This window comes from Yinghuangia soli (genome assembly GCF_021502675.1).
Lineage (GTDB): Bacteria > Actinomycetota > Actinomycetes > Streptomycetales > Streptomycetaceae > Yinghuangia > Yinghuangia soli.
On sequence record NZ_JAKFHA010000031.1, the window covers coordinates 57,583 to 71,025 of the forward strand.

Annotated in this window: 16 protein-coding genes and 1 pseudogene; 7 read left to right on the forward strand and 10 right to left on the reverse strand. The window is 72.0% G+C overall.

All coding sequences use genetic code 11. The features are described from left to right. Positions 1-55 precede the first annotated feature (55 nt). Entirely contained in the window at positions 56-250 is a 195-nt protein-coding gene (locus LZ495_RS34185) for a hypothetical protein (protein ID WP_235057015.1), read from the reverse strand. A 319-nt stretch (positions 251-569) separates the two neighbouring features. Between LZ495_RS34185 and LZ495_RS34190 the strand changes: the two genes are divergently transcribed. The 3 genes from LZ495_RS34190 (at position 570) to LZ495_RS34200 (ending at position 3,178) form a co-directional block, all read left to right on the forward strand. After that, a complete protein-coding gene (locus LZ495_RS34190) occupies positions 570-1,028 on the forward strand; it encodes a flavodoxin family protein (protein WP_235057016.1) in 459 nt (152 codons plus the stop codon). A gap of 197 nt (positions 1,029-1,225) precedes the next feature. Then, complete coding sequence (locus LZ495_RS34195; protein WP_235057017.1) at positions 1,226-2,035, forward strand: hypothetical protein; 810 nt, start codon at positions 1,226-1,228, stop codon at positions 2,033-2,035. 354 nt (positions 2,036-2,389) lie between these two features. Next, complete coding sequence (locus LZ495_RS34200; RefSeq protein ID WP_235057018.1) at positions 2,390-3,178, forward strand: YoaK family protein; 789 nt, start codon at positions 2,390-2,392, stop codon at positions 3,176-3,178. Positions 3,179-3,181: 3 nt separating this feature from the next. Here LZ495_RS34200 and LZ495_RS34205 read toward each other — a convergent pair whose 3' ends face one another. From LZ495_RS34205 to LZ495_RS34225, 5 genes are all read right to left on the reverse strand, one after another. Continuing rightward, positions 3,182-4,075 carry a glycerophosphodiester phosphodiesterase gene (locus LZ495_RS34205; protein ID WP_235057019.1) on the reverse strand — a complete coding sequence of 298 codons (894 nt, stop codon included), beginning with the start codon at positions 4,073-4,075 and terminating at the stop codon, positions 3,182-3,184. A gap of 214 nt (positions 4,076-4,289) precedes the next feature. Then, the gene (locus tag LZ495_RS34210; RefSeq protein WP_235057020.1) at positions 4,290-5,636 is read right to left on the reverse strand and encodes a hypothetical protein; all 1,347 of its coding nucleotides are present in this window, start codon (positions 5,634-5,636) and stop codon (positions 4,290-4,292) included. A 176-nt stretch (positions 5,637-5,812) separates the two neighbouring features. Next, positions 5,813-6,646: a hypothetical protein gene (locus LZ495_RS34215; protein ID WP_235057021.1), complete on the reverse strand. Its 834-nt coding sequence runs from the start codon at positions 6,644-6,646 to the stop codon at positions 5,813-5,815. Then, on the reverse strand, positions 6,646-7,200 hold the full coding sequence (locus tag LZ495_RS34220) for a SigE family RNA polymerase sigma factor (protein ID WP_235057022.1): 555 nt from the start codon (positions 7,198-7,200) through the stop codon (positions 6,646-6,648). Before LZ495_RS34220 ends, LZ495_RS34215 begins: the two co-directional genes overlap by 1 nt. A gap of 110 nt (positions 7,201-7,310) precedes the next feature. Next, on the reverse strand, positions 7,311-8,003 hold the full coding sequence (locus LZ495_RS34225; RefSeq protein ID WP_235057023.1) for a TetR/AcrR family transcriptional regulator: 693 nt from the start codon (positions 8,001-8,003) through the stop codon (positions 7,311-7,313). 180 nt (positions 8,004-8,183) lie between these two features. Here LZ495_RS34225 and LZ495_RS34230 point away from each other — a divergent pair, with 180 nt between their 5' ends. From LZ495_RS34230 to LZ495_RS44380, 4 genes are all read left to right on the forward strand, one after another. Then, positions 8,184-9,140 (forward strand): MBL fold metallo-hydrolase, encoded by a 957-nt coding sequence (locus LZ495_RS34230; protein ID WP_235057024.1) that lies wholly within the window; start codon positions 8,184-8,186, stop codon positions 9,138-9,140. A 273-nt stretch (positions 9,141-9,413) separates the two neighbouring features. After that, entirely contained in the window at positions 9,414-9,779 is a 366-nt protein-coding gene (locus LZ495_RS34235; RefSeq protein ID WP_235057025.1) for a hypothetical protein, read from the forward strand. Positions 9,780-9,850: 71 nt separating this feature from the next. Next, a complete protein-coding gene (locus LZ495_RS34240) occupies positions 9,851-10,546 on the forward strand; it encodes a transglutaminase-like domain-containing protein (RefSeq protein ID WP_235057026.1) in 696 nt (231 codons plus the stop codon). Then, the gene (locus tag LZ495_RS44380) at positions 10,543-10,677 is read left to right on the forward strand and encodes a hypothetical protein (protein ID WP_268823705.1); all 135 of its coding nucleotides are present in this window, start codon (positions 10,543-10,545) and stop codon (positions 10,675-10,677) included. Before LZ495_RS34240 ends, LZ495_RS44380 begins: the two co-directional genes overlap by 4 nt. 36 nt (positions 10,678-10,713) lie before the next feature. Here LZ495_RS44380 and LZ495_RS34245 read toward each other — a convergent pair whose 3' ends face one another. From LZ495_RS34245 to LZ495_RS34260, 4 genes and pseudogenes are all read right to left on the reverse strand, one after another. After that, a complete protein-coding gene (locus LZ495_RS34245; RefSeq protein ID WP_235057027.1) occupies positions 10,714-10,959 on the reverse strand; it encodes a hypothetical protein in 246 nt (81 codons plus the stop codon). 473 nt (positions 10,960-11,432) lie between these two features. Then, positions 11,433-11,647, reverse strand: a pseudogene (locus tag LZ495_RS45440) (IS5 family transposase); the annotation flags it as partial. Between the two features lie 74 nt (positions 11,648-11,721). Continuing rightward, entirely contained in the window at positions 11,722-12,108 is a 387-nt protein-coding gene (locus LZ495_RS34255; protein WP_235057028.1) for an Imm32 family immunity protein, read from the reverse strand. 100 nt (positions 12,109-12,208) lie between these two features. Further along, positions 12,209-13,054, reverse strand: coding sequence for an IS5 family transposase (locus LZ495_RS34260; RefSeq protein ID WP_235057029.1), 846 nt, complete (start codon positions 13,052-13,054; stop codon positions 12,209-12,211). Between the last annotated feature and the right edge of the window lie 389 nt (positions 13,055-13,443).

Below are 13,443 nucleotides of genomic sequence, written 5' to 3' on the forward strand. Positions count from 1 at the left end.
GTCGGCGCCCGGGCTTCCGCGCGGAGACGCTGACGGGACGGGGACGGGACGGGGCCTAGAAGTTGAGGCCGCCCAGCAGGCTGGCCAGGCTGTTGCCGCTGGCCTTGATGTGCGGGGCGATCGCGGTGCTGGCCAGGTAGAAGCCGAAGAGTGCGCAGACCAGGGCGTGGGAGATCTTCATTCCGTCCTTGCGGAAGAAGAGGAAGGCGATGACGCCGAGGAGCAGGACTCCGGAGATGGACAGGACCACGGTTACTCCTGAGGGCGGTGCACGAGGGGACGTGCACGTGGTGCGGTGGGACGACGGCGGTCGCACGACGCCGGAACTCACAGAAAGTGTTCTCATCGTCACCAGAGGTGAATCGTATGGGAAGCGGCAAATAGGTGAGTTTGCGGCTTATCCCATGAAATTCACCCGCGTGGCCGCGCCCGCTCGCGCTCTAGGGTGATCACCGGTACGACATCGGAAGGCGACGCACCCGACCGGCCCCGCGCCGGTCCGCCGCGTCGCCGACCCACCGGCTCGCCGATCTGCCGACTTGCCGACCTACGGACAGGAGCACGAACGCGTGGCGGTCCTCTTGGTGGTGCACCACACCCCGTCCCCGAACCTCGCCGAACTCCTCGACGCGGCCCTGACCGGCGCCCGCGACCCGGACATCACCGGCGTCGAGGTCCGCGTCCGCCCGGCCCTGGTCTGCGCACCCGCCGAGGCCCTGGAGGCCGACGCGTTCCTCCTCGGCACCCCCGCGAACATCGGCTACATGTCCGGCGCCCTCAAGCACTGGTTCGACCAGCTGCTCTACCTCGACTCCGGCTCCCTGACCCGCAAGCCGTACGGCCTGTACGTACACGGCGGCAGCGACACCGCCGGCGCGGTGCGCTCCGTCGAGGGCGCGGCCGCCGTCATGAACCTGCGCCGCATCCGCCCCGCGGTCGAGGTCACCGGAGCGATCACCCGCCCAGCCCGCGAGGCCTGCACCGACCTCGGCGCCCTGGTCGCCGCCGAACTCATGGACGACGCCTAGCCGTTGTCCGCCGGCCGCCCTGGGGCTGCCCGCCGGACGGCCGGCCGAGGCCGTGTACCGGCCGCCACCGGCCCAACCAAACGGCTTGTGGATCTCCCTCGCATCCCGCCGCCCCGGGAACCCGAACCCGCCCCTCCGCATCGGAGACCTTGAACCGGTCCGCGCACCAGCGGACCGCAACCGAGCGAAGGGACACCATGGCGGCCACGGGGAACACCGCATCGGCACCGCAGACGCATACGCATACCAGGCACCCGCAGCGACGGAAGCCGGCCCGCAGGCGCATCGCCGCCGCAGCCGCGACCGCCGCCGCACTCGCGCTCACGACCACTGCCTGCGGCTCCGGCAAGAAAGGCGGCCTGTTCGAGGACAAGGTCACCAGCGGCCCCGGCACCGGCGGCGGAAGCGGCGGCGCCAACGGCAAGAAGGGCGCCCTCGAAGACCTCCTCGTCAAGCAGGCCGACCTGCCCGCCGAACTCAACCTCGCGGCCGGCACCATCTCCGTCCTCAACGGCCGCAACTGGCAGCCCAGCACCGAGATCGAAGCCCGCGACCCGCGCTGCCAGCCCCTCTTCGACATGATCGACCCCGACCACGCCACCACCCGCCCCACCGCCGCCGCATCGGTCTACATCGCCGGACGCCTCTACCCGATGTCCGCGAACATCCAGGAGTACCCGGCCGGCACCACCCCGCAGCTCCTCGCCTCCATCGCCGACGCGGTCACCCCCTGCCGCACCACCGAGGCACGCATCGGCGGCGGCCCCTGGACCAAGGTCGAGACCCTCGACAACATGCTCCCCACCGTCGGCGACGGCGCCGCCGGCTACCAGCTCCGCTGGGGCGACAAGGGCAAACGCACCTACGCCACCGTCAGCGTCGTCCGCGTCGGCGACCGCCTCGTCACCACCCTCGCCCAGGACGCCGACTCCACCGAAGACCGCGGCCCCCAGCCGGACTTCGGACTCCTGCGCGCCCAGGTCAAGAAACTCACCGGCCGCGACTGACCGCAGCAACTGACCTGGAGTCCCTGGCCTCAGCCTCTGGCCGAAGGGCCCACAGGCCGCGGCCCGGTACGCCGACACCAGCCCCCGGCTACCGGGCCGCACCCACGCCCGCACCCGTCAACACCCGTCAACACCCGCCGTACGTCGGTCCCGTCCCGTCCCGTCCCGTCCGGTTCCGTCTTCCCGACCGGGCCGCGCCGATGACCCGGGTGCACCGGGAGCGGGGGACCCGCACACGAGTCCGCGCGCCGGCGTCACCTCACCAGGCGCCGCCGACCCGGAGAACCTCATGGCCGGCCCGGCCCCGGGTGTCGCAAACCGCCGCACACCACCCACACCGCCACAATGGCAGCCGTGACGCCCGACCCCGGCACCCCGCCCGGTCCGCGACCCGCCGGCCCGCCCACCCCCGCGCCGCCGCACACCGGACCGTCACCCGACGCCCCCTACCGCACCGCCACCCGCCGCGACCACACCCTGCTGCTCACCCTGGCCGCCCTCTCCGGGGCCGTCGACGCCTTCGCCGTCCTGTGCCTGGGCCACGTCTTCGCCGGCGTCATGACCGCCAACATCGTCTTCATCGGCGCCGCCACCCTCAGCGGCGACACCGCCACCACCGTCCACGCCGCCGCGGCCCTCGCCGGATTCGCCACCGGCGCCGCCCTGGCCGCCCGGACCACGCCCCACCACACCGCGCCCGCCCTGCTCGGCACCGAAATGGCCATCCTCGCCGCGCCCGTCGCCGCCTGGACCCTCACCGGCGGGCACCCGCCCGCCCCGGCCGTGTGGACCGCCCTCGCCGCTCTCGCCATGGGCATCCAGGCCGCCGCATGGGGGACACCCTCCACCTACTTCACCGGCACCCTCGTCGGCCTCGCCCGCACCGCCGGCCTGCTCCGCCGCCCCACCACCGACGAACAATGGGCCCTCGGCCGCCTCGCCGCCCTCGCCACCGGCGCCGCCGCCGTCGGCCTCCTCCAGCACCACACCCCGCGCCACGCAGGACTGGCCCCGCTCATCCTCGTCCTGGCCGCCACCGCACTCGCCGCCCGCACCCGCCGCACCGAGCAGGACAAGCAGACCGACCAGACCGACCAGACCGACCAGGCTAGGCAGGGTAGGCAGGGCGAGCAGACCGGCTGAACATCACTGCTGCGCCGCGCACTTCGCCCGCGCCCACACCATGTACGCCGGAATCCGGTCCGTCACGATCCCGTCGACCCCCGCCGCGGACAGCGCCTCCCACGACTCCGGATCGTCCGCCACCCACGCGTACACCTTCAGCCCCGCCCCATGCCATGCCGCCACCCGCGCCGGATCCACCTGGCCCTTCGCGACATTGAAGAACGATCCGAACCGCGCCGCCGCCTCCGGCGGCACGTACTCACCCGTCGTCAGGCCCACCGGCGCACCCGGCTGCGCCGCCCGCACCGCCTCCAGCGCCGCGGGCAGGAACGAATGCACCACATACGACGCCCGCGACTCCGCCAGCATCGCCACCAGCACCCGGGCCTGCTCCGGCGTCGGCACCGTCTTCAACTCCACCAGCGCCTGCGCACCACTGCGCGCCGCCATCCCCAGCACCGCGTCCAACCGCGGAATCCGCTGCCCCCGCCCCGCGTCCAACGCCCCCACCTCGGCCGCCGTCAGGGCATCCACCCGCCCGCGCGCGCCCGTCGTCCGGTCCACCGTCGGATCGTGGATCACCACCGGCACACCGTCCCGCGTCCAGTGCACGTCCAGCTCGATCGCCGGAGCACCCGCACCCACCGCCCGCGCGAACGCCGCCAGCGTGTTCTCCGGTTCGTCGAAACTCGCCCCCCGGTGCGCGGCACCCGACGGGACACGGCACGGCCGAGACGGCATCATCGCCGGCCCCGGAGTCACCCGCTCAGGAGAAGGCGCCGCCACCGGCGGCTGCCCCGAGAACGGCCCCGCCGACGGAGGCGAATCAGCGTTCCGCTCGCACGCCGAGGAGACACCCGCCGCCATCACGACCGAACCGACAACCGCTACCCAACGTATTCGGCGACGCGTCATGCCGGGATGTTATCGGCCCGTGACCTCTACCGACACACCCGCCCGACACGACCCACCCCGCACCGCCACCTCCTCCGCCACCCCGCCCGCGACACACCCCCGGAACCCCGCCGACCAGCACCCGACCAGCACCCGACCAGCACCGACACGACAAACCGAACCAGCACGCCGCACCCCGCACACACCACCACCGCACCGACGCGCACACGGCCGCTCACACCGCGGCGGCCCCGCCCCCGCCCGCCACCCGCGCCCACCGCGGCGGAGCCGCCAGCGCCGCCCGCACCGCCGCCGGAGTCGGCCTCCCCACCGACTCCGGAACCTCCTCCACCGGCACCCCGAACACCTGCGCCCACACCCGGCGCCACCCCAACCGCCGCGCCGTACGCGCCGACGCCCGCCGCTCCGCCGACACCGCCCGCCGCGCCACCTCCGCACGCGCCGCCCCCGCATCCGCCAACCACACCGGACGCGACCTCAGCAACTCCTCCACATACGCCGCCGCCCACCGCCCGCTCCGCGGACGCAACGCCGCCACCAACTCCACGTCCAACCCGAACAACTCCGCCACCGCATCGTCCGACAACCGCGCCACCGCCCGCGCAGCGTCCCGCAACACCGCATCGGCACGCTCCCGCGCCAACTGCCACGCCCGCTCCTGCTCCCGCCCCCACATCGCAGAAACCCGCGCCAACTCCTGATCCCCCCGCAACAGCAGCAGCCACCCCGGCGGAACCTGCGCCAACTCCTCCAACGTCTCCCGCGCGATATAGCCGTGCAACGCCGGAATATGCTCCGCCACCCGCAACGCCGGAACACCCAGCCGCGCCGCCACCTCCACCGGCTTCGCCAACGCCGGCAACGCCCGCAACGCCGGCCCCGCAGCCTCGTCCGCCAACTGCGCCAACTCCGCCGGCCGCAACCGCGCCTGCAGCACCAACTCGGCCAGCGCCTGCGCCCGCGAATCGTCCCGGAACCGCCGCAACCGCGGCACGATCCGCCCGAACGCCGCCCCCAACGCCACCGCCCACAACACCGTCTCGACCGGGTCACCCGACGCACCCGGCCGCCGCGTCGCCAGCAACTGCCGCGCATTCCGCGCCCGTTCACGGTTGTGCGCCCGCGTCCGCGCCGCCTTCACAGCCGCCTGCGACCGCGCCACCGCAGCAGCCGCAGCCCGCAACTCGATATCCGCCACCACATGCGGCAGCAGCGCATCCACATCCGCCGTGCGGTAGTAGCACACCTCCAGGTCCCGGCCGTCCCGCCGCAACCACTGCCGCTCCACCACCGGCAACTCCGCCGTACGCGCCACCCGCAGGAACCGCTCCCGGCTGATGTGCAGCCGCACCGCCGCCTGCCGCGCGCTCAACGGCTCCTCACGATGCAGCGCATCCAGGAAACGCCGCTGGTCCGCGGCCGCCCGCGCCACGCAGTCCGCATCGAACGTGCCGTCCTCGTGCTGGTCGAGCAGACCCGCCCGCGCAGCGAGCCGAACCTGCCGGGGGACCAGACCCAAAGCCTGACCGACCCGCGCGGCACCCATCCCTCGTCGGGTCACGGCCGGCCCCTTCCCTCGGGTGACACCGATCGGGCCGACGATAGAACGGGGAGCACCTCCGGGGTAGGCGAAGGCGGGAAATCCGCCCGAAAGTGCCAGCCGCCCCCACCAGTCCGGCTTGTCCAGATACCCACCCACCCCGAAACCGGGTACGCTCCCCGCCCCTCACCCGCGCCTCACTTACCGCAGCACACCGGCACGCCCGCCGCGTCGTACATCTCCACCCGCGGCCGCGCCTCACCCTCCGACCGCGGAAGCGCCACCGCGAAGTACACGGCGAAGCTGCCGTCCTCCGGCGCGGGAGCCGCGATCAGATCCGCACCGGACAACACGGTCACCGTCCCGTCCGCCGCGGTCACCACCACCTTCGCCACCTCGCCCGGGATGCGGCCTTGCACCAGCCAGCCCCGCACGGCCGACTGCCCGGCCCGCGCCTCGAACGGAGTCGCGCCGAACGTCCCCAGGTACAGCCTCTTCCAGGCAGGACGCCCGGGGTCGATGCTGCTGGTCTCGCCCACCAAGGAGCCGGAGCCGTCGTCATACCGCACCGTGAGCCGCACGACCGTCGCCTCCGCACCGAGCGGGGCCGCTGGCCACTGCGCGGCTACTTCGGCCGCCGGGACGACCGCAAGCGTGCGCACCAACTCCCACGCCACCCCGTCGAACACGCCCTGCGCCAGCGTCGTCGAACCGAGCACCCCGCCCGGCACCTCGGAACGCCCGGACCCCACCGCGCTCGGCACCTCCGACCGCCCCGGCCCCACCCGGTCCGCATCCCCGCCCGCCGCACCGAACACTGCCGCCGCCCCCACCGCACCCGCGGCAAGCACCGACACCGCAGACACGGCCGACACGACCGCCACCCGCCGCCGCGCCCGGAGCCGCCGGCCGCCGCGCACGATCCCCTCCAGCGGAACCGGCCCCGGCCGCACCTCGTCCGCCGCCTCGCCGAGCCCGTACGCCAATCCGCTCCCCGCCACCGGGGAGTACTCCAGGTCGTGCGATGCCATCACTGTCCTCCTGGGAAAGCCGCAGAGATCCGCGGCACCGGCGGAACCGCCGGCGCCGGCGCGAGATCGCGCACCACGGGATGGGACCGCAACTTCGCCAGCCCCTTGGACGCCTGGCTCTTCACCGTCCCCACCGAGCAGCCCACCGCCGCCGCGACGTCCTGCTCGGACAAGTCGGACCAGTAGCGCAGCACTATCACCGCCCGCTGCCGCGCCGGGAGTTCCGCCAGCGCACCCAGCAGCGCATGCCGCGTCTCCAGACCCGCATGCGCATCCGGCGCCGCCACCTCCGGCACCGCATCGGTCAGCCGCTCGCCGACCCGCCGCTTCCGGAACCGCCGCGCATTGCAGCGCACCAGGATGCGGTGCACATACGCGTCCCGGTTCTCACTGCGCGCCACGCGATGCCAACCCGCGTACGCCTGCTCCAACGCCGTCTGCGCCAGGTCCTCCGCATGGTGCCGGTCCCCGGTGAGCAAGTACGCGATCCGCACCAACCGCTCCCAGCGGGCCGCGGCGTACTCCCGGAACTCGGCTTCATCGACCGTGTCCAACGAACACCTCCTCGCCCGGTAGTGGACGCAACCCGCCGAACAGGTTGCCCCGGCAGGCCAGGTGCCCGGACGGCGCAGGCGTTCCAGTCAGTCCCGGGCCAGTCCCCGGGTCAGTCCCCGGCGGGGGAGAGCGACTCGCGCAGCGCCAGCGCCAGGCGGTCCACGGCCGCATCGCCGTCCACGGGCGCCGTACCGGTGAGCGTGCCGGCCAGCGCCTGCACGAGCACCGCGGCGGTGGCCAGGCGCGCGTCCTCGCGGTCGTCGCCCGCGACCCTGCCGATCACCGCGTCGCGCACCGCCACCGAGATATCCAGCGCACCGAACCGCTCCGGGAACGACAGCGCCATCAGGCACACGCCCACGTTCGCCGACAGGATCGACTGCACCGCCAACTCCGGCGGCGTACGCAGCCGTCCGGCATCCCGGCAGCGCTCCACCGCGGCCAGCAGCAGCGCCTGCGCCTCCGCGATGCCCTGCGGACGGCTGTCGCCCGCGGGCGTGAACATCAGCCGGTACAGGTGCGGGTTGCCCAGCGCGAACGCGACGTGGCTGTCCCACGCGGTGCGCAGGTCGGCCACCGGGTCGTCGGTGAGCGGGTTGCGGCGCTTGTTGGCGAGGAAGCGCGCGAAGCCGACGTCGGCGACCGCGGTGAGCAGGCCCTGCTTGTCGCCGAACTGGCGGTAGATCTCCGGCATGCCGACGCGGGCGCGGTCGCAGATCGCGCGCGTGGAGATCGCCAGGGCGTCCTTGGTGGCGAGGAGTTCCGCGGTGGCGTCCAGGATGCGTTCACGTGCCGTCGACATGCCGCCCACGATAGCAGCGTTAACACGCTTGACCTGCGCTGATCCGGCTTCGGCGGGGGAGCGAAGGTCGATGTGTAAGCGACGATCACGACGCGTGTTAGCGTTGCTCACACCTCGGGGCCGGGACACCGCTCCGGGGCGATCCGACACGCCCGAAACCGCACGAGAGCTGGTACGCCCATGAAGCGCCCGACGTTCCGCCTCGCCGCCACAGCCGCCCTCGCCGCCACCGCAAGCGCCGCCCTGCTCACCGGCTGCGGGGGAGACGCCGACGCCGACGAACCCGCAGCGCAGAACACCCCGGCCGCTGGCAGCACCGGAACCCCCGGAGCGAACACCGACCCGGCCACCCCCGCCGCAGCCTTCACCGTCACCCACATAGGCGGCCCCACCACGCTCCTCGAAGTCGCCGGCGCCCGCATCCTCATCGACCCGACCTTCGACCAGCCGAAGAAGTACCCCAGCGGCCTGGAGAAGACCCAGGCACCCGCCTACGGCCCCGACAAACTCGGCCGCATCGACGCCGTCCTGCTGTCCCACGACCAGCACGACGACAACCTCGACGACTCCGGGCGCGAACTCCTCAAGACCGCACCCCTCGTCCTCTCCACCCCCGGCGCCCACCAGCGCCTCGGCGACCACGTCACCGCCCTGGCCAGCTGGACCTCCACCGACCTCAAGACCGCCCGCGGCACCATCAAGATCACCGCCGTACCCGCCCTGCACGGCCCCGACGGCGTCGACCGCGGCGCCGACGGCGAGGTCACCGGCTTCGTCCTCAGCGGCCCCGGCGTCCCCACCACCTACATCTCCGGCGACAACGCCTCCGCCACCGTCGCCAAGCAGGTGGGGGACCGCATCAAGTCCGAGATCGGCCCCATCGACACCGCCGTCCTCTTCGCCGGCGCCGCCCGCACCCCCGCAATCCTCGACAACGCCCCGCTCACCCTCACCTCCAAGGACGCCGCCCGCGTCGCCAAGGACCTCGTACCCCGCAAGGTCGTCGCCGTCCACACCGACAGCTGGAACATCTACTCCGAGGACATGGCCTCCCTCGTCAAGGCCTTCGAAGACCAGGGCATCGCCGCCAAGCTCGTCGACATCAAGCCCGACGGCACCGCCAAGAACCTCGCCTGATCACACTGGCCGAAGGGCCGAAGGGCCGAAGACCGGCAGAGCGGCAGGTAGGAGGACCGGACCGGGCCGCCGGGGGAGACCCCCAACAACCGACCCGCCACACGAATCCCCCCGTACACCCGCACCCCGCATGCAGCGTGCCCACCGGCACGCCCCGCGCCGTGTGGTCCCCGGAGCGACCCTCCGGGGACCACGCGCGCCCCGAACCCCCATGGCATGCCCCGGGCAGGTGGAGTCGCGTCCGCCATCCGCGCCGCCGCTAACCTCCCGACCATGCATCTCCGAGCCCTCGGCTACTGGCGGTCGGACACCAACGACCGCCTGCCGCACCCCGCGAACCTCGTCGACACCACCTGGGACGGGAACGAACGCGCTCTCGTCGTCGACTACCTGGACGACGGCCGGACCGGCCGACGCTTCATGGGCGTCTCGCTCTGCCGCATCTGCGGCGCCCACAACGGCGGCGACGAGAAGACCGACGGTGTGTACGTCTGGCCCAGCGGGCTCGCCCACTACGTCGAGCACCACGGCGTGCGCCTGCCAAAGGAGTTCGTCGAGCACGCCATCCGCCAAAGCGAGGAACTGGAGGCATCGACCGTGGACCGCACGTGGTGGGCCGAGCAGACTGCCGGAGCCTGACCGGCTGCCGACACGGGGGAGAGGCGCAGGCGAACCAGAGATGTCGTACCTGTGCCCTACCCTCCCCGCCCATGGCAGACGACCGGCTCGACCTCGAGTTCGACTACGCCCGGCGCGGACCGTTCACGGCCCTCGACGCCATGCAGATCCGCCTCACCGCCCACCTGCCCGACGACCCCGTCGGCATCTGCACCGCCGCCCAGGGCCTGGTCATCCAGCCCGCCGACGCCGCCGCGCAGGGGATCCCCGAAGCCCGTATCGCCGAGAAGGACATCCGCCCGGCCGCCGACCTGGTCGCTGCACTGACCGCACTCGACCCGTCCCCGCTGCACCTGGCCCGCACGCCCGACAAGCGCGTGGTCGGCACGTGCCGCCATTTCGCCACGCTCGCCTGCGCCTTCCTGCGCGCCCGAGGGATCCCGGCCCGGGCCCGCTGCGGCTTCGGCATGTACTTCCTCGAGGACCACGGCGTCGACCACTGGATCACCGAATACCGGGACACCGAGAGCGGCCGCTGGGTACGCGTCGACACCGAGCACCTGGGGACGGCGTACATCCCGCGCCCGGACGACCTCGCCGCGGACGAGTACCTCACCGGCGGTGAAGCCTGGATCCAGTACCGCAGGGGACTCGCCGACGGTCACCGGTTCGGCGTAGCCGGCACCGCACACGCCTGGGGGCCGGCGAGATCAGCGGCAACGCCATCCGGGACCTCGCCGCACTGTGCAAGCGCGAGATGCTGCCGTGGGACGAGTGGGGCCGGATGACCGAGGCGTACGACGGCGCCACGGGGGAGGACTACGACCGGCTCGTCGACAGCCTCGCCGAGGCCTGTGTGAAAGACGCCCCGGAGAGGCTGGCGGCAATGTTCGCCCGAGAGGAGTTCACGGTCGGCTGAAAGAGCGTTTTGTCCTGGGAATTTCGTTCTGATCTCCTACGAACGCCGCATTGCTTCCTCCGCCGCGGCGGCCACCCGTCGGGCCACGTCTGCGAGCACCTCGGGGTCGGGCTTGTGCCAGTCGGCGAATCGACCCCTGATGGCCTTGTCGAGGAGTGGCCTGCGGCGCTTCGGGGGGACACCCTGGTGGGCGAGGAACCATTCGAGGACCAATGTGCCGTGCGCGTGCCACCCCTCGAAGGCTTCCGTGCGCTCCACGACGTCCGTCACGAGAACTGTCACCGCGTGTTCCCATGCCGCCAAGCGGTCTCTCGGCGGACCGGCGGGCGGCGCCAACGCATCAAAGCGTGATGCGAGGGCTTCCAGCCAGGTCCGCCACTCCGTCAGGGCGGCTTCGACCAACTCCGCATGTCTCATCCCGCCGCGAGGGTGAGCCCAGCAACACCAGATCGTCACGGGCCCACCACTGTTGTTGCGAGTCCAGGTCCAGCCACCGGCCCACGGCCCAAAGCGAGCGACCAGGACCTTCGTAAGTCGGTCCGTAGGCACTCCGGCGACGACACTCGCGACAGTGCCCGGGTCGAACGGATGACGGCCAGGGTCAACGTCGTCCCACGCAAGCGGGTAATGCATGGGGCTCGTGTTGCTCATACCAAAAGTATGGCGCCGGCAATCGGCGAACTGCGCAGGCCCACAGGCGAGATCCGCTGCACGAACTGTCGTGTCAGCGTTCGAGGTCCGACCACTCCGTGAGTGGTCAGGTTCCGCGCCAGTTCCGCGAGCTGAACCATCGCTTCGGAGCGGTGTGGGTGGGACTCGTAGTCGCGGGCAAGGGGGCGGTGGCGCATGAGCCAGCCGAGGGCGCGTTCGACGATCCAGCGCCAGGCGATGACCTTGAACCCGCGTGTGTGGTCGTCGGGTCGCGTCGGACGACGTGGACGTCGATGCCGAGATCGGCAGCATGTTCGACCTTTGAAAGAGCGTTTCGTCCCTGGATTTCCGTCTGGTCGTAGGAAGGCCGAGGAAGCTGATCCGCTGGGCGGTTCAGTGGGACGGCATGCCCCCGTGCGGGCTGTTGACCACCAGCGGCACCGACCCTTCGACGAGATACCAGTGCCCGGGGAAGTAGTCGATGTGGAGATGGCCGCCGTTTTCGTCGCCGGCCATGGCGTGCAGGTTGTCCGCGAGTACTGCCCTGCCGCCGGAGTCGCCGCTGATCACCAGGACCTGTCGATCTGCGTCGAGATGGACTAGGACCCCGGGACCGGTGGCATCCGTGACCTCGATGCTGGCCAGGGTTTTGCCGCCGGGCGGGAACGTGGCGCTGATGAACCCGCGGCCACTGGCCACCATGTTTGCCAGCCGCGTCAGTTCCTCCGCTGAGGCGCTGAGGTCTACTTCGCCGAACGCCGGGTCGGAGACCAGCTTCATGAACGTGCCTCCTTCCAGGCGGGGCTCCCATCATTCCCGCCGCGGTCACCTGTCGTTCGCCAGGGTCCGAAGGAGTGACGGACGCAGGTGGGAGGGCCGGTCAGGTGCCGCGCCAGTTCGGGGTGCTCTCGCGGGTAAGGCGTCGGCTCATGAGGTCGATCAGCGCGAGCTGGATCATGGCCTCGGATTGGTGCGCGTGCGCCTCGTAGTCGCGCGCGAATCGTCGGTGGTGCATGAGCCAGCCGAGCGTGCGCTCGACGATCCAGCGCCAGGCGATCACCTTGAACCCGCGAGATTTGTCGTCGGGGTCTCGTCGTACGACGTGGACGTCGATGCCGAGTTCGGCGCCGTGTTCGATCGCCTGTGTGCGATAGCCGGTGTCGGTGAACGCCTTGGCCATGCGCGGGTGGCGGTCGGCGACCTGGGAGAGCAGGCGGATGCCGCCGGTGTTGTCGGAGACACCGGCGGCGGTGACCCAGACGGTCAGGAGCAGGCCGAGGGTGTCGACGGCGATGTGGCGTTTGCGGCCCGCGATGCGCTTGCCGGCGTCGATGCCCTGGTCGGCCGCGTGGACGTTGGCGGAGGTCTTGACGCTCTGACTGTCCAGGACGCACGCGCTCGGTTCGGCGTCCCGTCCGGCCTGCCGGCGGATGAGGGTCCGCAGCAGGCCGTTGAGCTGCTCGAAGACGCCGTCCTTCTGCCATCGCGCGAAGTATCCGTAGACGGTGACCCACGGCGGGTAGTCGTGCGGCAGGTAGCGCCAGGGGATGCCCGTGCGGTCGACGTAGAGGACGGCGTCCATCAGGTCCCGCAGGTCATGTTCGGGTGGTCGGCCGATGTCGAGACCGCGGCCGCGGCGTTCGACGCGCCAGGCCGTGAGCGTGGGTTCGACCAACGCCCAGCGGGCATCGGACAGATCGCTGGGATACGGGCGGCGGCCCGTCATGTTTCGGTGGTACCGGCCGGTCGCGTCCACCCCCAGGGCGCATAGACGCGCCGACCGGTTCCTGTTGGGATGAGACAGGAGCCAAGGGAGCGAAACGGGCGCACGCTCGTCCCAGCACACGCCCCTTGCCGCATAGGCGTTCAGCCGTCACATTCGAGCGGAACCCGTCACATCCCAGAAAGCCATCGAACCGCCTTCTTGAGGGACGAAACGCTCTTATATAACTCCTTGCCCTTTGATCCGCCCCGGGTCACGCAGCGCCCCACCTGCCGGACTCCTGACTGTCGGTCGGCTCGTTCGGCGGCGGTCCGATTCGATCCCTGTTTGCCCGATTAGTGGCGGGGGGGGGGGCGGGGCGGCGGACGGCGGGGGGGCGGGGGCCGGGCGGG

Coding starts and splice junctions, on each gene's coding strand:
- LZ495_RS34195 (WP_235057017.1), top strand. CDS start 1,226: ATGGCGGCCACGGGGAACACCGCATCGGCACCGCAGACGCATACGCAT.
- LZ495_RS34205 (WP_235057019.1), bottom strand. CDS start 4,075: ATGACGCGTCGCCGAATACGTTGGGTAGCGGTTGTCGGTTCGGTCGTG.
- LZ495_RS34215 (WP_235057021.1), bottom strand. CDS start 6,646: ATGGCATCGCACGACCTGGAGTACTCCCCGGTGGCGGGGAGCGGATTG.
- LZ495_RS34225 (WP_235057023.1), bottom strand. CDS start 8,003: ATGTCGACGGCACGTGAACGCATCCTGGACGCCACCGCGGAACTCCTC.
- LZ495_RS34230 (WP_235057024.1), top strand. CDS start 8,184: ATGAAGCGCCCGACGTTCCGCCTCGCCGCCACAGCCGCCCTCGCCGCC.
- LZ495_RS34235 (WP_235057025.1), top strand. CDS start 9,414: ATGCATCTCCGAGCCCTCGGCTACTGGCGGTCGGACACCAACGACCGC.
- LZ495_RS34240 (WP_235057026.1), top strand. CDS start 9,851: ATGGCAGACGACCGGCTCGACCTCGAGTTCGACTACGCCCGGCGCGGA.
- LZ495_RS44380 (WP_268823705.1), top strand. CDS start 10,543: ATGACCGAGGCGTACGACGGCGCCACGGGGGAGGACTACGACCGGCTC.
- LZ495_RS34255 (WP_235057028.1), bottom strand. CDS start 12,108: ATGAAGCTGGTCTCCGACCCGGCGTTCGGCGAAGTAGACCTCAGCGCC.
- LZ495_RS34260 (WP_235057029.1), bottom strand. CDS start 13,054: ATGACGGGCCGCCGCCCGTATCCCAGCGATCTGTCCGATGCCCGCTGG.